This window comes from Methylobacterium sp. E-016 (assembly GCF_022829745.1).
Lineage (GTDB): Bacteria > Pseudomonadota > Alphaproteobacteria > Rhizobiales > Beijerinckiaceae > Methylobacterium.
Genome location: NZ_JAKSYF010000040.1, coordinates 119,223 through 143,953, shown reverse-complemented (window position 1 = coordinate 143,953; position 24,731 = coordinate 119,223). Strand labels below are relative to the sequence as shown.

Below are 24,731 nucleotides of genomic sequence, written 5' to 3'. Positions count from 1 at the left end.
GGACGTGCCTGCCCGCGCCGACGCGCGCCCGGCGGCCGTCGGAAGGTGTCTCGCATGTCCCGTCCCTTCGAAACGGGCGCCCTGGCGCTCGCCGTCCTGCTGTCCGCCGCCCTGCCCTCCCGGGGGCAGGAGCCGTCGGATGCCGTCGTGCTGCCCGAGCTTTCGGTCAGCGGTGCCGCGGCGGGTTCGGTCACCGTCCCGAGCGTCGCCGAGCAGCGCGCGGCTCTGAACGCGACGGTCGGGTCGGTGGCCTTCGTCGACGCGGCGAGCTTCCAGGACCGCTACGCCAACACCCTGCGCGACGTGCTCAAGGACACGCCCGGCGTCGCGGTCCAGGAGCGCTACGGGCAGGAACTTCGTCTGTCGGTGCGCGGGTCGGGCATCGCGCGCGGGTTCCACCTGCGCGGCATCGAGCTTCTGCAGGACGGCATCCCGTTCAACCTCGCCGACGGAAGCGGCGACTTCTACCAGATCGATCCGTTGGCGCTGCGTTCGGTCGAGGTCTACAAGGGCGGAAACGCCCTCACCTTCGGCGCGACGACGCTGGGCGGTGCGATTAACGCCGTGACGCCGACCGCCTACACCGCATTCGCGCCCAACATCGTCCGGATCGACGGCGGCAGCTTCGGCACGATCCGCGAGAACTTCCAGGCCTCGCGGATCTCGGGCCCGGTCGATGTGCTGGTGAACGGCACCATCACCAATGCCGACGGCTTCCGCGACCACGAGACCCAGCGGACGCAGAACTTCAACGCCAACCTCGGCTACCAGCTGGCGCCGGGCGTCGAGACGCGGTTCTACGCCGGCATCTACCTGACCGACCAGAAGCTGCCCGGCACGCTGAGCCTGTCCGACGCGCTGAACAATCCGACGATGGCCAACGCCGCCGCGATCGCCGGAAACCAGTCGCGCAAGGTCGAGACCGAGCGCATCGCCAACCGCACCAGCTTCGTCCTCGACGTGGGAAAGCTCGACGTCGACACCTGGGCGATCCACAAATCGCTCTACCATCCGATCTTCCAGGCGATCGACCAGGACGGCTGGACCTACGGCATCAGCCCGCACTGGGCCGGCACGTTCGACCTCGGCGGCTTCCGCAACGACACGATCCTGGGCCTGCGTGCCTTCGCCGGGCAGAACTCGGCGCTGCAATTCGTCAACGTCCAGGGCCAGCGCGGCGCGCAGACGCTCAACGCCCTGCAGAGCGCCTCGAACCTCGAGGCCTATGGCGAGAACCGGTTCTGGTTCCTGCCGGACGTGGCCCTGATGACCGGCGCCAAGGCGTTCTCGTCCAACCGCACCTACAGCAACAAGGGCGGCCTGGCGGCGAGCCCGAACGTGCAGTTCGCCGACGAGACCTACGAGGGGGTGAACCCGAAGCTCGGCCTGCTGTGGCAGCCGTTGCCCGAGATCCAGGTGTTCGGCGACGTTACGCGCTCGCGCGACGTGCCGGATTTCGGCGACCTCGTGCAGACCAACATCTTGCGCACCACCTTCGTCCCCCTCCAGGCCCAGCGCGCCTGGACCTACGAGGCCGGCTCTCGCGGACGGATCGACCGCCTGACCTGGGACGTGACCCTGTACCGTGCCGACATCCGGGACGAGCTGATCAACTTCAACACCGCGCTCGGCGCGGCGATCAACCTGCCGGCGGCGACCTTCAACGCGCCACGCACCCGGCACCAGGGCGTCGAGGCCGCCTTCGGCCTCGACCTCGCCCGCGACCTGTCGGGCGTCGGCGACCGGCTGAGCCTGTCCCAGATCTGGACGCACAACGACTTCCGCTTCGTCGGCGATCCCGTCTACGGCAACAACCGCATCGCCGGCCTGCCCCAGGACGTGCTGCGCACGGTGGTGAGCTACGTCCACCCGAGCGGCTTCCACATTGCCCCGTCGGTCGACTGGGTGCCTCAGGGCGCGTTCGCCGACCACGCCAACACCTTGAAGGCGCCGGGATACGCCTTGCTCAACGTGCAGGCCGGGATCGACTTCGCGAACGGCGTCTCGCTGTTCGTCGACGCCCGCAACCTGCTCGATGCCCGCTACGTCTCCGACATCACCGTGGTCGCGAACGCCGGTGCCGTGGCCGGCGGCCCGGTGGCGTTCTATCCGGGGGCCGGGCGGTCGGTGTTCGGCGGCGTGCGCGCGGCGTTCTGAGGTTTCTCAACCGTCGAAGAGCACGGCGTGCATCAGCCGGCCCGGAACCAGGGTGAACAGGCCGGTGATCAGGAGGGCGCCGGCGAACAGGCCGATCATTGTCCAACGATGGGCGAAGATGCGCCCGGCGTGCGCATGCTGGACCCCGACGACCAGCATGACCAGGGTGAAGACGGACAGTCCGTGGATCCAGCTCCACGGGTCGAACTCGCGCATGCCGTGGATGCCGAACGAGCTGAGGGCCGCGGCGGCCAGCAGCGCGACCCAGGCGCGCCCGAGCCGTCGATGCCGGCGATCTCCCTTCGGCAGGATGAATTGCGCCGACCCGAGGACGATCGCGAGCAGCGCCGCGAGCGTGTGCGCCTGAACCACGAGACCGGCCGACGCGAGCGGTGCCACGTTCATCACCATCACCCCCGGCCGAAGGCGTGCGTCGGACGACGCCGACGTGACGCGATGATCTGACACGCCTATGTTGGCGATAGCAACATCATGGGAAAATGTGTTGGCAATGTCAACATCTCCGCCTTCAGGCGCTTATCATCACGGCGATCTCCATCGCGCGCTGCTCGCGGCGGCGGCGCGGCTGCTGATGGCGAACGGCGCGGCCGAACTCACCCTGCGCGAGGTCGCACGGGCGGCCGGCGTGTCCCACAATGCGCCCTATCGGCATTTCGCCAGCCGACAGGCGCTGCTGGCCGAGCTCGCGACCGAGGGCTTCGATCGCCTGCGTCGCCGCCTCGACGACGTCGCGCCGCTGACGGAGGAGCGCGTGCGCGCACTCGGCCGCGCCTACCTGAGGTTTGCCGTCGAGGAACGGCCGTATTTCCTGCTGATGTTCGGCGGCGAGAGCGAGAAGTCAGCTTTCCCCGCGCTGGCGGACGCGGCCCTGGCTGCGTACGCGATCCTCGAAGGCGCGGTGGAGGCCGAGGGCGGGCGCGACCCGGGCGAGGCGTTGCGAGCTTGGGCCTTGGTTCACGGCTTGGCCCACCTCGTGGTCGAGCGGCAGATCCCTCCCGAAGCGGCGTTCGCAGCTCTGGGGTGAGCCGAGCGACGAGCGGCGTTAAGGTTACCTTTCGGTTGTCGCGGCGGGACCTCCGTTCGGCGCTAGGATTGCGGCAAGGGTCGCGGACAGGCCGGGAGCGTTCCAAGACGGAACGACGACGGGCCCCGGCAGCGACGCAGGAGGCAGGATGAACGGGTACGACGTCACGTTCCGGGACGAACGGGATTGGGTCGATTTCGGACGGACCTACGTCACGTCCGACGCCTTCCGGACGCTCTTCCACGACGGCATGGCGCTGGTGGAGGAGACCGCGGCGTATCTCGACGGCGAGGGCCGCGACGAGTCGCGCCTGATCTCGCGGGACGCAACCCTGTCCTACGCCTCGGAGAGCATGCGGCTCACCACCCTGCTGATGCAGATCGCGTCCTGGCTGCTGGTGCAGCGCGCGGTGTCCGAGGGCGAGCTCACCGCGAGCCAGGCCTTGCAGGAGAAGAACCGGGTGCGGCTCGCCGCGACCGAGGCGCCGAAGGCCGAGAGCTTCACGCTCCTGCCGGTCCGGCTGCAGAACCTGATCCTGCGCGCCCGCCGGCTGCACGCCCGCATCCTGCACCTCGACGGCCTGATCTCCGACGACCGCCCGACGCCGGCCGCCGTCGAGAGCCCGGTCGCCGTCCAGCAGAACCGCCTGCGCTCGGCATTTCCCGGTCTCCAGGCCTGAGCGGAACGCCCAGAACGCAAGAAGGGCGGCACCGCGGTGCCGCCCTTCTTGCGTTGATCCGGCCCCGGCAGCACGCCGAGGCCGGGATCGAAACCCTTACTTGCGGCCGACGAGGTTGCCGAAGCGCGAGGTGAAGCGCGAAACGCGGCCGCCGCGATCAAGCATCTTCTGCTCGCCGCCGGTCCAGGCCGGGTGGGTCAGCGGATCGATGTCGAGGTTCAGGGTGTCGCCTTCGCTGCCGTAGGTCGAGCGCGTCCGGTACTCGGTGCCGTCGGTCATCACGACCTTGATGAAGTGGTATTCGGGGTGCTCGGTCCCCTTGGCCTTGTCGGCCGCGCTCTTTGCCATGACGTCTCGTCCTCGACGGTGCACGAACTCCGGGAGCGCGGAGGGCGCGGCCCGTAAGATCCGTGGGTTGAAACTCTGTGATCGGACCGTTGCCACGAACCTCACGTTCGTGCGAACCGCTCATGCGAAGCCGACGGCCCGTCTTGGCGGCCCGCGGCCATTGCACACGCGCAATCGGAAGAAGGCGCGCGTATACCGCAGGCTCCGGCCGCTCACAAGCATGCTTGTCGCGCGGACGAGGGACGAAACACCAGAGGCGTGATGGCCCGCAAGAAGAACCCGCCCGCCGAAGGTCGCGACAAGGCCCCGCTGAGCTCGCTGCGGCCGCTGATCCCCTTCGCGGCGGCCTATCGCGGGCGGATCGTCGCCGCCTTCCTGTCGCTGCTGGCGGCCTCGGCCGCGACGCTGACGGTGCCGATCGCCATGCGCCGGGTGATCGATCACGGCTTCTCGCCCGAGGGCGAGAGCATGATCAACGCCTACTTCCTGGCGCTGCTCGGCGTCGTCGCGGTGCTCGCCCTGTCGAGCGCCGCCCGGTACTACACGGTGGTGACGCTGGGCGAGCGCGTGGTGGCCAACCTCCGCAGCGCCGTCTTCCGGCAGCTGACGCTGCTCGATCCCGCCTTCTTCGACAAGACGCAGTCGGGCGAGATCGTCTCGCGGCTCACCGCCGACGCGACCCAGGTCAAGGCGGTGTTCGGCGTCTCGATCTCGATCCTGCTGCGCAACCTGTTCCTGTTCGTCGGCGCCGTCGCGATGATGGTGATCACCAGCCCGAGGCTGTCGGTGCTGGTGCTGGTCGCGATCCCGCTGATCGTGTTCCCGCTGATCGTCTCCGGCCGCGGCGTCCGACGCCGCTCGCGCGCGGCGCAGGACCGCCTCGCCGACGCCTCCGCTTACGCGGCGGAAGCGGTCGGCGCGGTCCGCACGATGCAGGCCTTCGGCATGGGCCGGGCCACCGCCGACCGCTTCGCGCAGGCCTCCGAGAACGCCTATTTGGCCGCCGGCGAATCGATCCGCGCCCGCGCGCTGCTTACCGGCGTGGCGATCTTCCTGATCTCGGCCTCCGTCGTCGGGGTGATGTGGTACGGCGCGCAAGGGGTGCTCGCCCACACCATGAGCGCCGGGCAGCTGTCGCAGTTCGTGCTCTACGCCGTCTTCGGCGCCAGCGCGCTCGGGCAGCTCTCGGAGGTCTACGGCGAGCTCGCCCAGGCCGCGGGCGCGGCCGAGCGCCTCGGCGAGATCCTAGCCGCCGTGCCCGCGATCAAGCCGCCGGCCGATCCGGTGCCGATGCCGGTGCCGGCCCGCGGCGCCGTCGCGTTCGAGGCGGTGCGCTTCGCCTACCCGACCCGGGACATGACGGCCGCCCTCGACGGCATCGCCTTCACCGCGGCGCCCGGCGAGCGCATCGCCATCGTCGGCCCCTCGGGCGCCGGCAAGAGCACGGTGCTGCAGCTGCTGCTGCGCTTCTACGATCCGCAATCGGGCCGGGTACTCGTCGACGGGGTCGACGTCGCGCGCGTCGACCCGGAGGCCCTGCGCGCCCGCATGTCGCTGGTGCCGCAGGACCCGACCGTGTTCTCGGGCTCGGTCGCCGAGAACATCCGCTACGGCCGGCCGCAGGCGAGCGACGCGGAGGTGCAGCGCGCGGCCGAGCTGGCCCATGCCGACGGCTTCATCCGCGCCCTGCCCCAGGGCTACGCCACGCCGGTGGGCGAGCGCGGCGTCACCCTGTCCGGCGGCCAGCGCCAGCGCGTCGCCATCGCCCGCGCGATCCTGAAGGACGCGCCGATCCTGCTCCTCGACGAGGCGACCTCGGCGCTCGATGCCGAGAGCGAGCGCGCAGTGCAGTCGGCGCTCGACGGGCTGATGCGCGGGCGCACGACCCTGGTCATCGCCCATCGCCTCGCCACCATCCGCGCCGCCGACCGCATCCTCGTCCTCGACGACGGCCGCATCGTCGAGGACGGCACCCACGAGAGCCTGCTGGCACAGGGCGCGCTCTACGCGCAGCTCGCCGCCCTGCAGTTCACCGATGCCCTCGACGAGACCGCGCGGGGCAAGGAGCCGCGCCTGCGCGGGGTGAGCGTCTCCGCCGCGGAGTAGCGTCGCGATCGCGCAATCGGAGGTTGCCGGTTCAACCCGGCAGCGCGACGCAGTAGACCCGTAGCATGAGTCGTCTCGACCTTGCCCGCTTCCCCCGTCTCGCGCTCCTCGAGCGTCCGACGCCGATCCAGCCGCTCGACCGGCTCTCGGCGGCCCTGGGCCCGGCGCTAAACGGGGTCCGCCTGTTCGTGAAGCGCGACGACCTGGCGCCGATCGGCGGGGGCGGCAACAAGCTCAGGAAGCTCGAGTTCCTGCTCGGGGCGGCCCGCGCCGAGAACGCCGATACCGTGATCACGGTCGGCGCGCTGCAATCGAACCATGCGCGCCTCACCGCCGCTGCCGCCGCGCGCGAGAACTTCGCTTGCGAACTCTTCCTGACCCGGAGCGTGCCGCGCACCGACCCGGACTACGTCGGCAACGGCAACCGCTTCCTCGACGACCTGTTCGGCGCCCGCGTCCACGAATTGCCGGCCGACGCCGACTCGCTCGCCGCCGCCGAGGTCCGCGCGAACGCGCTGCGGGCCGAGGGGCGGCGGGTCTACGTGTTCCCGTCCGGCGGTTCGAGCCCGGTTGGCAGCCTCGGCTACGCCGCCTGCGCCGAGGAGATCGCCGGGCAGGCCGAGGCGATGGGCGTGACCTTCGCCCACATCCTCACCGCCAACGGCAGCGCCGGCACCCATGCCGGCCTCGCCGCCGGGCTATTCGCGATCGGTCGCGATCCGAGGCTCGCGAAGTCCTACGCGGTGCTCGCGGCGCAAGACCACGCCGAGGCCGAGACGCTGGCCAAGGCCAATGCGACCCTGGGGCTGCTGAAGCCCGACGCGGCGCTGTCCGCTTCCGACATCGTGATCGACGGAAATCATCGCGGCCCGGGCTACGGCATCCCGACCGATGCGATGCGCGAGGCCGTGCGCCTGATGGCCCGCAGCGAAGGCGTGCTGCTCGATCCGGTCTACAGCGGCAAGGCCTTCGCCGGCCTGCTGCACGACGTCCGCGCCGGCCGCTACCGGCCGGGCGAGGCGGTGCTGTTCCTGATGACCGGCGGGGTGCCGGGGCTGTTCGCGTATCGAAGCGCGTTCGCCGAAGCGTAAGCCCCTGGAGCATTTCCCTGATCCCCAGGTCACGGAAAATGCTCTATCGTGTCGTGGGATCGCATTGTCTTCCCGCGAGCCGGGATCAACCTCGCTCGACAATGCTCTAGCGCTCGGTCAGCTTCAGCTCGATCCGGCGGTTCTTCGCGTAGGCCTCGTCGGTGGTGCCGGCGTCGAGCGGCTGGAACTCTCCGAACGCGCCGGCGAGCAGCCGCTGCGGCGGCAGGCCCTTGCTCGCGAGGTACTGCACGACGGCGATGGCGCGCGCCGCAGAGAGCGACCAGTTCGACGGGAACTGCGCGCTGGCGATCGGGCGCGAATCGGTATGGCCGTCGACCCGCAGCACCCAGGGCAGGTCCGCCGGGATCTGCTTGGCGAGGTCGAGGATCGCCCCCGCGATCCGGTCGAGCTCCGGGCCGGCCTCGGCCTTCAGCGAGGCGGAGCCTGCCGGGAACAGCACCTCGGATTGCAGCACGAAGCGGTCGCCGACGACGCGGATGTCGGTGCGATTGCCGAGGATCTGCCGCAGGCGGCCGAAGAAGTCGGAGCGGTATCGGGCAAGCTCCTGCACCTTCTGCGCAAGTGCGACGTTGAGGCGGCTGCCGAGGTCGGCGATGCGGGCCTGGCTCTCGCGGTCGCGGCTCTCGGAAGCCGCGAGCGCATCCTCGAGCGCCGCGAGCTGGCGCTGCATCGCGCCGATCTGGTCGTTGAGCATGTCGATCTGCGACTGCGCCCGGCCGGCCGCGCCGCGCTCGGCCTGGAGCTGCCTGTCGAGGTCGCTTGCCTGGCCCTTGCTCGAGGCCGTCGCCGCGGCCTCGGCGCGGGCCCGGTCGCGCTCGGCCTCGGTCGCGAGCAGGGTGTTGCGGAGCGCCTGCGCCGTCTCCTCCTGCCCGCGCCGGTTCGAGCGCTCGAGCGCCAGCAGGTCGGTGAGGTCGACGATCTGGCGGTTGAGCTTGGCCAGCACCGTGTCGCGCCCGGTCAGCTCCTGCGACAGGAAGAACTGGCCGACGACGAAGATCGTCAGCAGGAACACCACCGACAGGAGCAGCGTCGCCAGCGCGTCGACGTAGCCCGGCCAGACGTTGACGCCGCGGTCGCGGCGGACGAGGCGGGAGGCCATCAGACCCGCTCGCGGCCGAGCCGGTCGAGCACCTGCTTCATCTCGCGCTCGCGGCCGGCTTGGGCCTCGACCCAGTCGCGGATCATCTGCTGCTCGGCGCGCATGTGCTGGACGAGCCCCTGGATGCCCTCGGCGAGGTTGGTCATCGCCAGCGTCGCCGCCCGCCCGTTGGCGCCTTCCGACACGACGGTGGTCAGGCGGTCGACGGCTTCCTGCAGCGCCTCGACCGCGACCGGCTCCTGCCGCGCCTGAACCGGCGCGGGCGCGGCCGCCTCCTCGCCCGAGACCAGCCAGTCCTCCAGCTCGTTGTGGAAGCGGGCATGGGCCTGGCTCGCCTGCAGGTCGAGGAAGCCGGTGATGAGCGAGCTCGCCAAGCCGAACAGCGACGCCGAGAACGCCAGGCCGATGCCGCCGAGCGGCACGGCCAGCCCGTTCTTCAGCTCGTCGAACATCACGCTGGCCTCGCCGCCGCCACGCATCGACTTGATCACCGAGCCGACCGCCGAGAGCGTGTCGATGAGGCCCCAGAACGTGCCGAGCAGGCCGAGCAGGATCAGGATGCCGGCGATGTAGCGCAGGGTGTCGCGGCCCTCGTCGAGGCGCGCGGCGACGGTGTCGAGGAAGGCCCGCACCCCCGGCAGCGTCGTGCCGTCGCGCCGGGCCTGGATCGCCGGCACCAGCGGGACGACGAGGCGCGGCGGGCGCTTGGCCGCCTCCCCCGAGGCGACCGCGTTGACGTAGGACGCCTCGCGGTAGAGCCGGATCACCTGCCCGAAGGCCAGCAGCACCGCGATGAGGAGCACGCCGAGGATCAGGCCGTTGAGCCCCGGATTGGCCTGGAAGGCGGGCGTGATCTGGCGAAACAGGATGAAGGCGAGGAACCCGACCAGGATCAGGAAGACCAGCATCCGGACGAGGTAGATGCCCGGCTTCGCGATCGGTCTCCTAGCCGCCGGAATCTTGCCTGCCGGACTCTTGCCGATCGGCCTGTCCGCACTCGGCTGTGCGGGAAACGCGGTGTCGGAACGGGCGGCCATCGGTCGCGACTCTTCGGAAGGTGGCGCGAGGTCGTCTTCCGAAGATGATCGGCGGCCTCGATCGAGCAGGCCGGCACTGTGGCGTCAGCCTCCGATGCGATCAAGCCGCACCGCGCGCGTTCACATCGTTCAGTGCGGACTAATCCCAATCCCGCGGCCAGGTCTCCTCGAGATGAGGCCCGAGGCGAACCGCCGAGACCGCGACGGCGAGGCCGTCCGCATTGGTCTCGACGGCGATGCCGCACAGGGTGCCCTCCCCTTGCGCCGCTTCGAGGCGGGCGCCCGGCGTCTTCTGCAGGAAACGCCGCAGCGGCTCCTCCTTCTGCATGCCGAGCACCGAGTCGTAATCGCCGCACATCCCGGCATCCGTCAGGTAGGCCGTGCCGCCGGGCAGGATGCGGTGATCGCCGGTCGGGACGTGGGTGTGGGTGCCGACGACGAGGCTGGCGCGGCCGTCGAGGAACACGCCGAAGGCCTGCTTCTCGCTGGTCGCCTCGGCATGGACGTCGACGACGACCGCATCGGCGGCCTCGCCCAGCGGGCAGGCGGACAGCTCGCGCTCGACCGCGGCGAAGGGGTCGTCCAGCGCGTCGATGAACAGCCGACCCATCACGTTGACGACCAGGACGCGGGCGCCGGCCCGGGTCTCGACGATGGTGGCGCCCCGGCCCGGCGTGCCGGGCGGGTAGTTCGCCGGCCGGACCAGCTTCGGCTGGCGGGCGATGAAGACCAGCGCCTCGCGCTGATCGAAGGAGTGGTTGCCGAGCGTCACCGCGTCGGCGCCGGCTCCGAGGATCTCGTCGCAGATCGACTCGGTGATGCCGAACCCGCCGGCCGCGTTCTCGCCGTTCACGACCACGCAATCGAGCCGCCAGCGCTCGCGCAAGGCGGGAAGCCGGTCGGTGACGGCCTTTCGGCCGGGACGCCCGACCACGTCGCCGAGAAAGAGAAGCCGCATCGTCAGAGGTCTTTGGTGAGGGGAACGAACCCGGCCTCGGTCACGAGGTGGTCGAGGGGGCGATCGTGCGGCTCGGCCGGGACCCGCTGGATCTCCTGGACCGAGAAGGCGATGCCGATGGTCAGCACCGGGCCGCTGCGCGACAGTCGGCTGATCGCCTGGTCGTAGTAGCCGCGGCCGTAGCCGATGCGCTGGCCGCGCCGGTCGAAGGCGGCGAGCGGCACGATCAGGGCGGTCGGGTCGAGGGCCGGCAGGTCGTCGCGCGGCTCGCTGAGGCCGAAGCGGCCGGCGACCAGCGTCTCGCCCGCGCGCCACTCGCGGAACACCAGGCCGTCCGGCGTGACCTTCGGCAGCGCGACGCGCTGGCCGCGGGCGAACAGGCGCTCGATCAGCGGGCGCGGGTCGGCCTCGCTGCGGATCGGCCAGAAGGCGCCGACGAGGGCGGCCTCGGCGAGGCCCGCGACCGTGAGGGCATGCTCGGCGATCGCCAGCGATCCGGCGCGCCGGATCTCCGGGTCGAGGGCGTCGCGCCGTGCGAGCGCGTCGCTTCGCAGGGCGGCCTTGTCGGAGGAGGTCGAGTGCGGAGCCACGTGAGCCGTTGGAGGATCGATCCCGGGAAACCTACAGTGTAGGTGGGCGCCGTGTTGGCCAAGTCCAGGGACGAGGCCAGGGACAGCTCCCGGGGGAGTCGATAAGGCCCCGGGGAAAGTGCTCCTGACGGACTCTGCAGCCCCGCCCGACACATGTAGCGGTGCGCCCCCGTCCGCGCCAGGGGGCGCGAGCGCCGAGCGTCGCGAAATCAGCGGCCGAGCAGGGTGCGCAGGCGGGGCGAGCGCGCCGACCCGTCGATGCATTCGAGCGTCGCCGACCGGTTGAGGGTGTGGAGGCGGGTGCCGGGCCAGGACGGCCCGGCGGTCAGCCTCGTCTCGACGGTCTGCGCGTAGCCCTCCGCGTCGAGGCGGTCGATCCGGGCGAGCGCCAGCGCCCGGCCGTAGCCCTCGGTGCAATCCTGGATCGGGCGGATCAGGGCTCCGTCGCGCGCGACGATGCGTCCGGCCGGCCGCGCCGAGGCGACGTCGACCAGCACCGGGTTGTGGGCATGCGGCGTCCAGGGCCCGCGAAAATCCGGTGCCGACCAGAGATGGAGCGCATCCGAGTACGAGCCGCTGCCGAGCGCCGCGCCGAGCGGCGCATCACGGACGGTCGCGAACATCCACCACAGGCCGCCATGCTCGACCAGGGTCGCGTCGCTGGCGACGACGTCGGAGACCAGCGTCGCCTCCTTCACCCAGCCGCCCGGAAAGGCGGTGGCGCGGTAGAGGTCGATCGTGCCGGCGCTGCCGGTCTCGGGCACCATCCAGGCCTCGCCCGCGCGCTCGAACACGAACGGATAGGAGAGGTGATGGGCCTCCTCCAGTACCGGAACCGGCACGCCGATCGGGCCGTCGGCCGAGAACCGTACCGCCGAGACGATGCCCTTGGCCGTCGCGTGGACGAAATCCTCGACGAACAGCCAGGTCTCGCCGCGATGATCGAGGGGGAACGGGTCGGCGTAGAAGCGCCGGCCGTCGTCGGGCAGGGTGGTCCAGCCGGTGTCGGGGTGCCGGCGAAGGTCGATCACGTCCGGCCCGTCGAGCCGGCGCCAGCCGACCCGCCAGTGCGGGGCATGGTAGCACAAGTGGTAGAGCCGCTGCGCGACGGCGTGGGCGAGGATGCGCCCGGTGCGTGACAGGATCTGGGGGGCCGTGAGCTCGGCCGGTGGTGCCGCGATCCCGGGGCGTCCCGTCGCGGGGCCGCCCTCGTGGCGCCCGGCGAGCGCTGCCGCCAGCAGGGACACCGTGCGGATCAGCGCGTCGTCGAAGGAGGTCAGCATCACCCCGCGGCGTTCGGTGCCCGCGCGACCCGATGCGACGAGCCGGCTCCCGTCGGCGAGCGCCATCATCGGGGCCCGCCCGGCCAGGAGGCTCGCGAGCAGGCCGGCCTCGCCCGGCCGGCCGTCGTAGGACAACCGCCAGATCGAGCCGGCCTCCGCGGCGGCGACGTCGCCGCAGAGGTCGACGATCAGATCCGGCCGTGCATGCCCGGTCGGCCGCCACGCGGACAGGTCGCGATCCTGCGCCGGCGACGAGGCGCCCGATCGCGGCAGGCGGTGGATCAGCGTCTCGAGCGAGAACAGCAGGTCGGCGTTGGCCGGCCACGCGTCCGGCCCGGGGCGCGCATCGATCTCGATCGCGTCGACGCCCGGCAGGACGGCGATCCGACGGAGCAGGTGCACGTGCCAAAGGCGCGGCCTCCGACCGTCGAGACGCAACCTGAGACGCATGCCGCCGACCGATCCCTCTCGAACGTCCCGGCGAACGCCGCGTCCCCGCCCGTCGCATTCGGCGCCAGGAACCGGGATACCCGGTGCAATCCGTCGTTGCGATCTATCACCAATTTCGTGACCGAGAAGATAACCTTGAAGACAGAGGCCGCCGACCGATCGACATTAACCCTTACCCGAAGAAGCGATGTCCGAACCCGGGGTGCTACGCAGTCTTGAGGGATTTTCATTCAGTTGCGCGCACCTTGCAGTATCCGGTCAGGCGTCTGTAAAACTGACCCAATTTGACACGACGGTGGCCCACGGTGGCACAGCTGAACAGAAACCTTGCCGTTTCGGCCTGGATCGAGCCGGTCGCGCCCGAGCGCGTGGTCACATCCAAGCCCGAGACCACGGCCGAGCTCGGCGACCTGTGGCGCATCCTGTTCCGGCGCTGGAAGCTGATCCTCGGCACGGCGAGCGTGCTGGGCTTGGCGGCCCTGGCCTACGCCGTCCTCACGCCGTCCCTCTACACGGCGACCGCGCAACTCCTGATCGATCCGCGCGACCGCGTCGTCGTGAACAACGACGTCAATCCCGGAGCGCTGTCGCCCGACGGCGGCGTGACGCAGGTCGAGAGCCAGGTCCGCGTGATCGAATCGGACACCGTGCTGTCGCGCGCCATCGCCGAGACCGGGCTGGACAAGGATCCCGAGTTCGGTGCGGCGAGCACCGGCATCGTCGGGCGCGCCGTGCGCTCACTCCGCGAGATGATCGCCGGGCCGCAGCCGGACAAGGTCGTCGACGCACGCGGGCAGTCCCTCGACCGGCTTCGGCGCAAGCTCGCGGTGAAGCGTGCCGACAAGGTCTTCGTCGTCGACGTGATCGTCACCACCACCGATCCGGACAAGTCGGCGCGGATCGTCAACGCCATCGCCAAATCCTACCTGTCCGACCAGACCGAGGCCCGGGCCGAGGGCGCCATGCGCGCATCGGGCGAGCTGCGCGCCCGCCTCGACGACCTGCGCAACGCCGTGAACCAGGCCGACCTGCGGCTGGAGGACTACAAGGCGAAGAACGGCCTGATCGCGTCCAGCGGGCGCCTCGTCGGCGAGCAGCAGCTCACCGACAGCAACGCCCGCGTGGTGGCGGCCCGAACCCGCACGGCCGAGGCGCGCGCCCGCCTCCAGGGCGTCAAGGACGCGCGCGGCCGGCCCTTCGCCGCCGGCGCGACGCCCGAGGCGATCCAATCCTCGGTGATCGACCGCCTGCGCGGCCAGTACGCCGAGCTGGCGAGCAAGGAGGCGGACCTGCGCACCAATCTCGGCGAGCGGCACCCGTACATCGCCGCGACGCGGGCGCAGATGCAAGACGTGAAGCAGCTGATCGACGGCGAGCTCGGCCGCATCGCCCAGGCCGCGGAGTCTGAATATCAGCGGGCGCAGGCCAACGAGCGCACGCTCACCGCCGACCTCGAGAAGCTCCAGAAGCAATCCGCGGTCAGCGCCCAGTCGAGCATCCGCCTGCGCGAGCTGGAGCGCGACGTCGACGCGAGCCGCACCGTCTACAACAACTTCCTCGTGCGCTCACGCGAGCTGAAGGAGCAGACCGGGATCGACAGCACGAACGCCCGCGTCATCACCTGGGCGCGCCCGCCGGCGGACGCCTCTTGGCCGCCGCGGCTGTTCCTGGTGCTTGCGGCCTCGCTCGCCGGCCTCGGCCTCGGCACCGGCTTCGCCCTGGTTCGGGAATATGCCGAGCCGACGGTGCTGTCGCAGCGCCAGCTCGAGCGCCTGTCGAACGCGCCGGTCGTCGCGACCCTGCCGCGCCTGCGCCGCCGGAGCGACGGCGCCAGCGCGTCGGCGGCGGGCTTCACCCTCGACCACCTTCACGAATCGACCGATGGCGGCCGCTCGATCAGCATCCTCGTCACCTCCGGCGAGGCGGACGACGCCGACCGCAAGGCGGTGATCGACCTGCTCGCCTCCGTCGCGGTGGCGCGCGGCGAGCGGGTGCTGATCGTCGACGCCGACATGCGGATCGACGATTCGAGCGTCGGCGGCCTCCTCGACGTGCTCCGCGGCGAGCAGAGCCTGAACGCCGTCACCCGCCTCGACCCCGCGACGGGCGCGCGTCGGATGGGCATGGGCGACGCGCAGAAGCCGGTGCGCCACGCGTTCCTGCGCACCAACGTCGAGCGCTTCCTCGCCGGGGTGAAGGGGCGCTACGAGCTGGTCATCCTCGACGGCGGCGTCTTGTCCGAGAACCTGCGGATCGGGCCGGTCGCGGCGGCCGCCGACCGCCTGCTGCTGATCGTGCGCAACGGCGCCACCCGCCAGCGCGACCTCCTCAGCCTCGTCGGCACCTCGGAGGCCCTGGGCCGGCCGGTCTCCGGCTCGCTGCTGCTCGACGCGCGCGCGGCGAGCTGAGGAACCGATCGTGACGCAGGCGTACCGCCCGACGACGCCGGCGCACGCGGCCCGGCGGCAGCCGCAGGCGTTTCCGCTGCCCTCCCTCGCGCGCTTCGAGTCCTGGGCCCTGGTCGTGCTCGCTCTGATCACCTGCGGCCTGTCGGGCGGCATGCTCTGGGCCGTGGGCATCAACTACGACGGCATCACCGGCTCGGCGGCGCAGAAGGTCCATCCAGCGACCTACCTCGCGGTGTTCCTGTTCGGCTGGACGATGCTGCGGGCCGGCAACCCGGTGATCCCGATGGCGGCGGCGGCCGAGCGGCGTCCCGCGAGCGTGCTGCTCTGCCTCGTCGGCTTCGGGCTGCTTGCCTTCATCGCCTCGCGGAACGGGACCGGGCTCGCCGGCTCGCTCGACACCTACGTGCTCACCGGCCTCGTCGTGATCCTGATGGCCGACCGGGACGCGATCACCATGCGGCACGTGGAGATCGTGGTGCACGCGGTCATGGTCGCCAACGCCGCGCTCGGCCTCGTCGAGTTCGTGAGCGGCCAGCGCTTCTTTCCGTTCCGCATGGACGGGCAGGCCTTCGACACCGACACGCGCTCCGCGGCGCTGCAGGGCCATCCGCTGGCCAACGCGACGTTGACCGCCTGCTACATCCTCGCCCTGTTCAACGGCGGCGGCCAGCTCCGTCCGATCACCCGCGCCGGCTTCATCACCCTGCAGCTGGTGGCGCTGATCACCTTCGGCGGACGCTCGGCGACGGTGGTGACGCTGTGCTTCGGCAGCGTCTTCGCGGTGGTCGCCCTTAACCGGGCGCTCCGCACCGGGCGCGTGCCGCTGCTCGGGGCGGCGATCGCCGTGCTGATGCTGACGATGGTGCCGATCGTCGTCGGCGGGCTCGCCGTCGGCGGCTTCTTCGACGCGCTGCTCGAGCGCTTCGTCTCGGACGGCGGCAGCGCCAATGCCCGCGTCGAGATGCTGGCGATCTTCGATGCGATCCCGTTCCGCGATCTCCTGGTCGGGCCCGATCCGTCGATCGTCGACACCCTGCGTCGGATGTACGGCCTCGAATGGGGCATCGAGAACCCGATCGTGCGCAGCCTGCTCTACAACGGCGTCGCGATGACAGTTCTGCTGATCGTCGCGATCGCGCTGTTCCTCTACGAGGTGGCGCGGCAGTGCCGGCACGGCGTGTTCCTGCCGATCCTCGCCTTCGTCGTGCTGATCAACACCTTCGAGAGCATCGGCGGGAAGACGACCCTCCTCGCCAAGTTCGCGCTGATGCTGCTGGTGCTGTACCCGCGCCGCCCGCTCAGCGCCTCGCCGTCCCCGGCATCGTCAGGCCCAGCGCGGCGATGATCGCGGGATCGATGCGGTGGGCGTCGTCCATCAGGCCGAGCCCGTCGAACAGGTTCCAGAACGCCCAGGCGAAGCCCGCGGCCTCCGCCGCCTCGCGGACGTCGCGGATGTAGCGGGCGCGATCGGGGGCGCGCGACGCGACGTAGCGCGCATCGCTCCTCAGGGCGCCGAACTCCCCCATCAGGATCCGTCGCGGCGCGACGCCGTAGAGGTCGGCCCAGGTTCGGATGTCGGCGAAATTGCGATCGAGGTAGCCGCGGTCCGGGGCGGCAGCGAAGTACTCCTTCATCTTCGTCTCGGTGACGGCGTAGGCCGCCGCCTTGTCCGCGTCGGAGGTCGCGGTGTCGGCGCGCATGCGGGCGCGGACCGCCGCCAGCGTCGCGTCGAGCGTGCCCGCGCGCGCCGGCCACGGCACGTCGTTGAGCGCCCGATAGATCGGCTCGTCCTTCATCCAGGGCGCGCCCTGGTGCGAGAACAGGTAGGGCTCGTAGAAGTGGAAGGTGAAGAGCACCGGAGCGAGGGCGGCGAAGGAGGCGGGGTCGAGGGCGGTGAGGCCCGAGCCCATGCCGCCGCAGGCGCCGGTCGCGACCAGCGTCATGGCGGGCGCCGCCTTCCGCGCCGCGCCGAGGAGCGCCGCCTGCACCCGGTTCCAGGCCACCGCCCCGCAGGCCTGCGGCGGCTCGTTGACCGGTTCCAGGGCGATGCGGCCGGGCGCCCGCCCGCCGAAGCGCCGGGCGAGCTCGACGACGACGTCGCGGTAGGCGGGAAGCAGCGGCGCCGTCGCCGTCCCGTAGAACCGATCGGGGTTGTAGTAATGGGTCGCGGCGTTGGCCTGGACGTTCAGCACCAACGACAGCCGGCTCGCGAGGATCAGGTCGACCGCCTCGGACAGCATCGCGAACAGCCGCTCCCGCTGCGCGCCGGCGAAGGCGGCGAACGGGCCGGGATCGATCGGCAGGCGCACGAAATCGAACCCGGCCTCCGCCAGGTGCCGCAGGTCGCCGGCATTCGGCACCGGGCGGTCGGGCTGGAACGGCGGCCAGGCGTAGTCGGTGCGCGGCGCGGGATATTCCCGGGTCAGCGAGAACCACGGCCACAGGCTGATGCCACGGCGCAGCACCACCGGCTCGGGCGTCGCGGCTGCGACCGGCCCGGCGAGCGTCATGGCGAGCGCGCCGCCGATCACCGTACGGCGGTCCGTCGCCATCGTCAGGCGACCGGATCCGCCGCGGCGCCGGCCGTCCGGCGGAGCGGCAGGCCGCCCGCACCCGGGCGCATCGCCGGCACATCGTCCGTGATCGGCTCGGACATCGGCGGATATCCGCCGAGCCGGCGCGCCTCGCGCTCGTAGGCGGCCAGGATGTCGTTCCACGAAAAGGCGGCGGACCTCCGCCGGGCCGCTGCACGGGCGGCCGCGACGGCCGCGTCGTCGCCGAGAACGGTCTCGATCGCCCGCTCGCATCCGTCCACGTCGGAGAAGTAGAACTGGCCGTCGCCCGCAGTGCCGCGATTGAAGGCGTTGTCGTGCGCGATCACCGCATTGCCGGCCCACAGGGCCTCGACCAGCGAAGGGTTGGTGCCGCCGACCGTGTGCCCGTGCAGGTAGGCGCGGGCATGGTGGCGCAGCGCCTGGACCGTCTCGGCCTCGTAGATCGCGCCTGGGAACACCACGCCCTCCCCTGCCGCTCGCCGCAACGCCCGGTGGTAGGCGTTGCTCGGGTCGAACGTGCCGAGCACCACCAGCTTGGCAGAGCGCGGCTTCCTTGAGAACGCCTCGACGAAGGCCAGCACGTTGTTGTCGGGCTCGATCCGCGCGATCGAGACTAGGAATCGATCGGGTTCGAGCCCGAGCGTCCGGATCGGCGCTTCCTTCGGCGCGCGGATCGGGTCGCCGCCGTAGGGGATCGTCGCGATCGCCCGGTGCGGACGGCGGGTCGCGAGATGGTCGGCGATCGTCGGGTGGTCGGCGATCAGCCGGTGCGAGCTCCAGGCCGCGATCCACTCGCTCACCCAGAAGAACGCCCGCACCGCCAAGGACCATTTCGGGCGCCGCCACTCGATGCCGTCCATGTTGGTCAGGATCTTGGCGCCGCGCAGCCTGAGATACGGCAGGAAGATCGCCCCGTTGTAGCCGAGCACGAGGCAGACGCCGCCGCGCGTCACCGCGTCGTGCGCGCAGAACGCGTCGAAGGCCAACGTCGCCGCCGGGCCGGTCGCGGCGACCTCCACGGTGATCAGCTCGATCCCCCGCCACATCGTGGTGGAGACGCGCCGCCCGACCCGCTCGACATCCCGCTCGCAGTAGACGCCGACGCGCCAGCCGCGCGCGGCGAGATGCAGCGCGAGCCGTTCCGCGAACGTCTCGAACCCGCCATGCGACGCAGGGATGCCGCGCGTCCCAAGAATTAGGAGCGCCGGCGCAAGTTCCCGCATACGCGAACCCCTTCCGATTTCAGTCAACTTCCGGTATGCGAGAAGACTTACTAACGAAGCGTCTCCGGAATACAACCATTAGTTGTTGTGTCAGTGGTTAATTCAACTTATGCGTGCTGATCCAATACTTCGGACCGGGTATTCTTTCACGGACGGGAATGTTCGGGCGCCGGGCGGGTTCCTCGCCGCGCGGGACGGACGCGCCGTCCGCCGCATCACCTGCGTGCATCAGGGCTACGAGCTCTACGGATCGGATCGCAGCTTCTGCGAGACGGTGCGGACGATCCGTGAGGCCTATCCGCAGGCCTGGATCGACGTGGTGCTGCCCAAGGCCGGCCCGATCGTCGCGATGCTGGAGGACGCCGCGTCGCGGATCGTGATCGAGCCGATCTGGGTGCTGCGCCGGCGCAACCTGCTGCGGCTGGCGACGCTCGGCATGGCGGCCCTGCCCTTCGCCGTCGCCCGCGCGCTCCGGCGCATCCGGGCCAGCGATCTCGTCTACGTGAACACCACCGTCGTGGCGGACTACCTGCTGGCCGCGCGGCTCCTGCCCGGCCGAACCGTCGTCCATGTCCATGAGATTCCGGAGGGGGCGACCCTGACGGTGCTGCGCAACCTGATCCGCTGGAGCCGGGCGAACATCATCTTCAACTCGCGGGCGACGCAGGCCGCCTTCGCGATGCCGAAGGATGCGACCGCGCGTGTGGTCTACAACGGCATCGCCGGCCCGGCCCTGCCCAACACCGCGCGCTACGACGGCAGCCGTCCGCTGCGCCTGCTGATGCTCGGCCGGATCAGCCGCATCAAGGGCCAGGAGGTCCTGGTCGAGGCGATCCGGCGGCTGCCGGAGCCGATCCGGTCGCGCATCGAGCTGAAGATCGTCGGCAGCGCCTTCGAGGACGACGCCCGCGAGGCGGCGCTGGCCGCACAGGTCGCCGAGGCCGGACTGTCGGGGCAGGTCACCTGCTCGCCGTTCGTAGCCGACCCCGCTTCGCTCTACCGCTGGGCGGACGTGGTCACGGTGCCGTCGCAGCTTCCCGAGTCGCTCGGACGCGTCGCGATCGAGGCGCTGGCCTACGGCATCCCGCCGTTGGTCTCCGGCATCGGCGGCCTCACCGAGATCGTCGAGGATCGCGCGACCGGATGGGTCGTGCCCCCCGGCAACGTCGAGGCCTTGTCGCGGGCGCTCGCCGAGATCGTCACCCGCCCGGACCTGTGGACGGGGTATCCGGCGGCGGCGCGCGCCCGCTACGAGCGCATCTTCGACGAGAAGCTCGCGGCCGAGGGGATCGCGGCGATGCTGCGCCTGACCTTCCAGGGCGAGCCCGCCCGTGCGCCCGGCACCCGCACGCCGGCGAACGCCCCGTCGAACTCCGCCGGCTGACGGGGGCGGTCCGCCCGACCGCCGGACCTGCGAAGCCCGCCGGCATCGGCCCTCTTGTGCGTGCTCTGCGCAACGCTCCGTTAGCGAAGACCGAAGCCGGTCGCCGGCATGCTCGACCCGGCCCGGAACCGGTTTCGAAACGAAGTCTTGACGATACGGTCGAGCTTACAGCCTCCGGTGATCGCTTCGTAAGTATTCTCCTGCGATCGTTTCGGCGGACGTTGTTCCATCGTTCGACCGCACGCGGTATTGCTGTTCCTCATCCACTGCACATCGCGCCTGCGGTTGCGACACTCACACGATCTCGCCGGATCGCGTTCGCGCTCCGGTCTTCCGTGCTTCGACCCGCTTTCGGCCCCATGGCCGGCACGGGCATGAGAGATGGGATATGATCAGCACCTTCATCGAGCAGATCCTCGATCGGATCTCGGCCGCCAACCTCCTCGCCGCCGGCCTCCTGCTCGCGACCGCCCTCGGTTGCGCCGTGATCGCCTATTGGCGGACCGTCGAGGAGAAGTCTTTCGCAGAGTTCTTCGAGTTCCTGCTGCCGCACGAGGTGATCACTCACCCGTCCGCGCGCGCCGACCTGCTGTTCTACATCACCCGCAAGGCGATCATGCCGTTCCTGCTGATCCCGGCGGGCGTGACCTTCGTCGTCGCGGTCGGCTACGCGACCAACAAGATCGTCGGCACGATGTTCGGCATCGATGCGCCGCTGATGGGCGGGTCGCCGGGCCCGATCACGGTGATCGTCTTCACCGTGACCATGCTGCTCGCCTACGACATCTCCTACTACCTGTATCACACCGCCCAGCACCGGTTCCCGTTCCTGTGGGAGCTGCACAAGGTCCACCATTCGGCCGAGGTGATGGTCGGCATCACCAAGGATCGCGTCCACCCGCTCGACGAGCTGATGAACCGCGCCTGGGACGGCGTCATCCCCGGCATCTGCTTCGGGTTGTGGACCTTGATCGCACTTAACCCGGTGGAGGTCACGGTGTTCGGCGTCAACGTCTACATCATGCGCAACATCCTGATGATGGACTTCGTCCGGCACACGCACTTCAAGATCTCGTTCGGCAAGCTCAACAACCTGATCCTGTGCCCGCACTGGCACCAGCTGCACCACAGCACCAACCCGCGCCACTACGACAAGAACTTCGGGCTGCTGTTCTCGTTCTGGGATCGGGTCTTCGGAACCCTGTGCGTTCCCGAGCCGAACGAGAGCTTCAAGTTCGGCCTCGTCGACCGCGACGTGCGCGACTACCAGTCGCTGAACGGCCTCTACATCCTGCCGCTCAAGAAGATGTGGCGGGTCGTCAAGCGCCGCTTGAAGCCGCGTCGCGCCGCCCCGATCCAGGCCCGGGAAGGGTCGCAGCCGTGAGCGCGGAGCGTTTCGAGATCGTCCGCACGGGCGAGCGGCTCGCCGAGGTCGGCCCGGCCTGGACCGCCCTGTGGCGTGAATCCGGTGCGCTGGTGTTCCAGAGCCAGGCCTGGATCGCCGCATGGTGGGCGACGGTGCCGGATCGGGAGCGGCGCGCCTTGCAGATCGTGCTGGCCTGGCGCGGCGACGCCCTGGTCGCGGTGCTGCCGATGGCGACCTGCCGGCGGAAGGGGCTGCGCCTGCTCGAATGGGCGGCCAAGGACCACACCGATTACGGCGACGCCCTCCTGGCCGGCGACGATCCCGGGCTCGTGCGGCGGATGTGGGGGCATCTCTCGGCCGCCGGCGGGTTCGACCTGGTCTACCTGAACCGCCTGCTTCCGGGTGCGAAGGCACGGGCGCTGCTCGATCCGAGCCAGGCGGCCGGCGTGCGCCTGCGACCGAACCATCGCAGCGAGGTCAGCTTCCGCGTCGCCGGCGATTGGCCGACGGGCGAGGCCTGGGTCGCGGCGCAATCGAAGAAGACCCGCCAGAATTATCGTCGCGGCCAGAAGTTCATCGGCGAATCCGGTCCGTTGCGCTTCCGCCTGCTGCCGCCCGACGCGCCGATGGAGCCGGTGCTGCTGCGGCTCGCCGACCTGAAGCGCAAATGGCTCGCCGGCAACCAGCTCGAATCGAACCTCTACGACGAGGGGTCGCCGGCGCTCTCCGCCCTGGTGCGGGTGCTGGCCGAGACCGGCCTGCTGCGCGCCTTCGTGCTCGAATGCGACGGCGTCATCGTCGCGGTGTCGATCAACTTCGTCCAGGCCGGCACGATGATGGCCTTCGTCACCACCTACGATCCGGCGTTCGAGCGCGGCTCGCCCGGCATGGTGCTGATGATGGACTACATCCAGTGGTCGATCGACCAGGCGCTGCACACCGTCGACTTCCTCTGCGGGGCTGAGGCGTTCAAGAGCCGCTTCGCCACCACCAGCGTCACGCTCGACGCCTTCATGGGCCGCAGGACGCTGCCGGGCGCCGCCGCGATGATGCTCGATTCCTGGAACCTCGTGGTCCGCGAGATGCGCCGCCGCAGCGGCACGCCGCCGCCGCAGGTTGCAGCGGCGAGCGAAGCCGCCTGAACCCAGAACGCCGGCGTCCGTTCAGGCGGCGGCCGCCGGTGCCGACGTGCCGGCCGCGAAGCGGTCGGCGGCCTCGCGCAGCCGCCCGTCGGGATGGCGGGACCGGTCGCGGAACGCCTTCGCCGACCACAACGCGGTGACGCATTCCGACACCGCGAGGCCGATCAGCGCGAAGGGCGGCGCCAGGGTGAGCAGCAGCGGCACCATGATCAGGAAGCCGATGCCGGCGCTGACCAAGGCGCCTGCGGCGATCACCCGGAACGCGGCCGACGCTTCGAGGAACGCCCGCGGGATGGCGTAGAGCAGCGCGATCGTCACCACGCACCAGACGCCGAAACCGATCGCGGCCATCGGCTCGCTTGCGAAGCGCCCGTTGAACAGGTGCCGCTCGATGATCGGCAGCGCCGTCCACATCGCGACCCCGTAGGCGAGGCAGGCGAGGCCGATCAGGGCCGTGCTGCGCACGACGAGGCGCCGCGCCTCGCGCCGGCGGCCCGCGGCGAGCAACGCCGAGATCTCCGGCAGGACCATGTTGTTGAGGGCGTTGGTCGGGATCCGCAGCGGCGCGAACAGCACCAAAGTCGCGGCGATCGGCGCATAGGCCGCGGGCCCGGCCAGCAGCGCGAACAGCAGCGTCAGCCCCTGGCCCTGGACGGTCGTGCCGGTGACGCCCAGCAGCGACCAGGCCAGCGTGCGCCAGATCTCCAGGTAGCGCCGCCGCACGCTGGCACGGAACGAGACCCGGACCGGTCGCCCGATCGCCGCCAACGCCACGGCGATCCCGGCCGCGTGCGCGGCCGCGATGCCGAGGAAGGCGTGCTCGAGCAGAGCGTCGTCGCCGGCATGGAGGAAGACGACGAGCGCCAGCCCGCAGGCCGAATAGACCATGTCGCTCGCGCCCGCGACCCAGGGCGCGCGGCGCGCCAGCAGCACGATCCGCAGGTAGCTGCGGAAGGCGTAGAGCCCGACGAAGGCGCCGCCGGCGAGCGCCGTGACCCCGAGCACCGGCGCGAGCCCGACCGACACAGCGGCGGCCATCAGCAGCGCGACGGCGGTCGCTCCGGAGCCGAACACCATGTCGTGGCCGCGTTCCGCCGGGCGGCCGAGACTGCGCGCGAGAAAGAGCGTCGCCGGCACTGCGACGAGGGCCCGGATGTACGTGACGCCGACGGCGCCGATCGTGAACACGATCGCGAACAGGCCGTACCCGTGGGCGCCGAGTTCCCGCACGAGCACGATGTTCAGGACGAAGTGGAACAGGCTCTGGATCAGTTCGCCGGACAGGATCACGGCGAAGCGCCGGCCGAAGCGTCCGATGTTCGGAAGCCTCATGCGCCGCGTCCCCGACCGTCCGAGAGCGCGCTGCACCGTGCAGCAATCACGCGCGCGACGCGAGTCCGTGTCTGAATGTTTCCGTGTCCGGCCATGATATCGATCTGACGAGGTGAAGGTGTCTTCGAGACGAACGATCGCCCTGTGCGATATCCGAATCAACGAATGATCACGTGTTTGCCTAGGACGAATCTCGCATATCTTTTTGCAACGCACCATGCGGTCGCGGGTTACGTAGATCGTCGCCGGCCGACTACGCATGCGGATCGTCCTGCCCGCGAAACGTCATGCGCCCGGCTCGCGGTTCCCCTACGTTGGGAACGCCGTTTGGTTTCAGCGGGGCTTGATCGGCCGGCCGCGATGCCGCAAGCCCGACACCCATCGATCCATCGGCCGCCCGTGACGCCTCGCGCAGCACCTGCTTCATCCGCACGATCCGGTTCGGCACCGCCAGAGG

General features: G+C 70.6%; 21 protein-coding genes and 1 other RNA gene. 10 read left to right on the top strand and 12 right to left on the bottom strand.

Annotated features, from left to right (window positions below; genetic code table 11):
• Positions 1–54 precede the first annotated feature (54 nt).
• Positions 55–2,157 carry a TonB-dependent receptor family protein gene (locus MKK68_RS03165; protein WP_244028633.1) on the top strand — a complete coding sequence of 701 codons (2,103 nt, stop codon included), beginning with the start codon at positions 55–57 and terminating at the stop codon, positions 2,155–2,157.
• A gap of 6 nt (positions 2,158–2,163) precedes the next feature.
• On the opposite strand, the gene MKK68_RS03160 is transcribed toward MKK68_RS03165, so the two are convergent.
• Positions 2,164–2,562, bottom strand: coding sequence for a DUF2306 domain-containing protein (locus MKK68_RS03160; protein WP_244028631.1), 399 nt, complete (start codon positions 2,560–2,562; stop codon positions 2,164–2,166).
• 67 nt (positions 2,563–2,629) lie between these two features.
• Between MKK68_RS03160 and MKK68_RS03155 the strand changes: the two genes are divergently transcribed.
• Positions 2,630–3,202: a TetR/AcrR family transcriptional regulator gene (locus MKK68_RS03155; protein ID WP_244028629.1), complete on the top strand. Its 573-nt coding sequence runs from the start codon at positions 2,630–2,632 to the stop codon at positions 3,200–3,202.
• 148 nt (positions 3,203–3,350) lie between these two features.
• Positions 3,351–3,881, top strand: a complete 531-nt coding sequence (locus tag MKK68_RS03150; RefSeq protein WP_147728573.1) for a DUF1465 family protein — start codon at positions 3,351–3,353, stop codon at positions 3,879–3,881.
• Positions 3,882–3,977: 96 nt separating this feature from the next.
• On the opposite strand, the gene rpmE is transcribed toward MKK68_RS03150, so the two are convergent.
• The gene (gene rpmE / locus MKK68_RS03145) at positions 3,978–4,229 is read right to left on the bottom strand and encodes a 50S ribosomal protein L31 (protein ID WP_147728574.1); all 252 of its coding nucleotides are present in this window, start codon (positions 4,227–4,229) and stop codon (positions 3,978–3,980) included.
• A gap of 261 nt (positions 4,230–4,490) precedes the next feature.
• Here rpmE and MKK68_RS03140 point away from each other — a divergent pair, with 261 nt between their 5' ends.
• The gene (locus MKK68_RS03140) at positions 4,491–6,335 is read left to right on the top strand and encodes an ABC transporter transmembrane domain-containing protein (RefSeq protein WP_244028627.1); all 1,845 of its coding nucleotides are present in this window, start codon (positions 4,491–4,493) and stop codon (positions 6,333–6,335) included.
• 65 nt (positions 6,336–6,400) lie between these two features.
• Positions 6,401–7,426 carry a D-cysteine desulfhydrase family protein gene (locus MKK68_RS03135; RefSeq protein ID WP_244028625.1) on the top strand — a complete coding sequence of 342 codons (1,026 nt, stop codon included), beginning with the start codon at positions 6,401–6,403 and terminating at the stop codon, positions 7,424–7,426.
• Positions 7,427–7,532: 106 nt separating this feature from the next.
• Here the strand turns inward: MKK68_RS03135 and MKK68_RS03130 are convergent, their stop codons facing one another.
• The 6 genes from MKK68_RS03130 to MKK68_RS03105 all read right to left on the bottom strand — a co-directional run bounded on the left by MKK68_RS03130 (position 7,533) and on the right by MKK68_RS03105 (position 12,816).
• A complete protein-coding gene (locus tag MKK68_RS03130; RefSeq protein WP_244028623.1) occupies positions 7,533–8,546 on the bottom strand; it encodes a peptidoglycan -binding protein in 1,014 nt (337 codons plus the stop codon).
• The gene (locus tag MKK68_RS03125) at positions 8,546–9,454 is read right to left on the bottom strand and encodes a MotA/TolQ/ExbB proton channel family protein (RefSeq protein ID WP_244028663.1); all 909 of its coding nucleotides are present in this window, start codon (positions 9,452–9,454) and stop codon (positions 8,546–8,548) included. Before MKK68_RS03125 ends, MKK68_RS03130 begins: the two co-directional genes overlap by 1 nt.
• Positions 9,455–9,722: 268 nt before the next feature.
• A complete protein-coding gene (locus tag MKK68_RS03120; protein ID WP_244028621.1) occupies positions 9,723–10,541 on the bottom strand; it encodes a TIGR00282 family metallophosphoesterase in 819 nt (272 codons plus the stop codon).
• Positions 10,542–10,543: 2 nt separating this feature from the next.
• Positions 10,544–11,131, bottom strand: a complete 588-nt coding sequence (locus MKK68_RS03115) for a 5-formyltetrahydrofolate cyclo-ligase (protein ID WP_243983554.1) — start codon at positions 11,129–11,131, stop codon at positions 10,544–10,546.
• A non-coding RNA gene (gene ssrS / locus MKK68_RS03110) (6S RNA) lies at positions 11,121–11,277 on the bottom strand. The genes MKK68_RS03115 and ssrS overlap by 11 nt, the downstream gene beginning before the upstream one ends.
• Positions 11,278–11,340: 63 nt before the next feature.
• Positions 11,341–12,816, bottom strand: a complete 1,476-nt coding sequence (locus MKK68_RS03105; RefSeq protein WP_313899212.1) for a formyl transferase — start codon at positions 12,814–12,816, stop codon at positions 11,341–11,343.
• A gap of 353 nt (positions 12,817–13,169) precedes the next feature.
• Here MKK68_RS03105 and MKK68_RS03100 point away from each other — a divergent pair, with 353 nt between their 5' ends.
• Positions 13,170–15,272 carry a GumC family protein gene (locus MKK68_RS03100; RefSeq protein ID WP_244028618.1) on the top strand — a complete coding sequence of 701 codons (2,103 nt, stop codon included), beginning with the start codon at positions 13,170–13,172 and terminating at the stop codon, positions 15,270–15,272.
• Between the two features lie 10 nt (positions 15,273–15,282).
• Positions 15,283–16,617 (top strand): VpsF family polysaccharide biosynthesis protein, encoded by a 1,335-nt coding sequence (locus MKK68_RS03095; RefSeq protein ID WP_244028615.1) that lies wholly within the window; start codon positions 15,283–15,285, stop codon positions 16,615–16,617.
• Here MKK68_RS03095 and MKK68_RS03090 read toward each other — a convergent pair.
• Both MKK68_RS03090 and MKK68_RS03085 read right to left on the bottom strand, forming a co-directional pair.
• Positions 16,571–17,824 carry a glycoside hydrolase family 5 protein gene (locus MKK68_RS03090; protein ID WP_244028613.1) on the bottom strand — a complete coding sequence of 418 codons (1,254 nt, stop codon included), beginning with the start codon at positions 17,822–17,824 and terminating at the stop codon, positions 16,571–16,573. The two genes, MKK68_RS03095 and MKK68_RS03090, sit on opposite strands and share 47 nt — an antisense overlap.
• Positions 17,825–17,826: 2 nt before the next feature.
• Positions 17,827–19,050 carry a DUF1972 domain-containing protein gene (locus MKK68_RS03085; RefSeq protein ID WP_244028611.1) on the bottom strand — a complete coding sequence of 408 codons (1,224 nt, stop codon included), beginning with the start codon at positions 19,048–19,050 and terminating at the stop codon, positions 17,827–17,829.
• 223 nt (positions 19,051–19,273) lie between these two features.
• On the opposite strand from MKK68_RS03085, the gene MKK68_RS03080 reads away from it, so the two are divergent.
• The 3 genes from MKK68_RS03080 (at position 19,274) to MKK68_RS03070 (ending at position 22,942) form a co-directional block, all read left to right on the top strand.
• A complete protein-coding gene (locus tag MKK68_RS03080) occupies positions 19,274–20,434 on the top strand; it encodes a glycosyltransferase family 4 protein (RefSeq protein ID WP_409567148.1) in 1,161 nt (386 codons plus the stop codon).
• 388 nt (positions 20,435–20,822) lie between these two features.
• Positions 20,823–21,818: a sterol desaturase family protein gene (locus MKK68_RS03075; protein WP_147841108.1), complete on the top strand. Its 996-nt coding sequence runs from the start codon at positions 20,823–20,825 to the stop codon at positions 21,816–21,818.
• Positions 21,815–22,942 (top strand): GNAT family N-acetyltransferase, encoded by a 1,128-nt coding sequence (locus tag MKK68_RS03070; protein WP_244028609.1) that lies wholly within the window; start codon positions 21,815–21,817, stop codon positions 22,940–22,942. The genes MKK68_RS03075 and MKK68_RS03070 overlap by 4 nt, the downstream gene beginning before the upstream one ends.
• A gap of 21 nt (positions 22,943–22,963) precedes the next feature.
• On the opposite strand, the gene MKK68_RS03065 is transcribed toward MKK68_RS03070, so the two are convergent.
• Both MKK68_RS03065 and MKK68_RS03060 read right to left on the bottom strand, forming a co-directional pair.
• Positions 22,964–24,274, bottom strand: coding sequence for a hypothetical protein (locus MKK68_RS03065; protein ID WP_244028607.1), 1,311 nt, complete (start codon positions 24,272–24,274; stop codon positions 22,964–22,966).
• Between the two features lie 253 nt (positions 24,275–24,527).
• Positions 24,528–24,701 (bottom strand): hypothetical protein, encoded by a 174-nt coding sequence (locus MKK68_RS03060; protein WP_187274645.1) that lies wholly within the window; start codon positions 24,699–24,701, stop codon positions 24,528–24,530.
• Positions 24,702–24,731 lie beyond the last annotated feature (30 nt).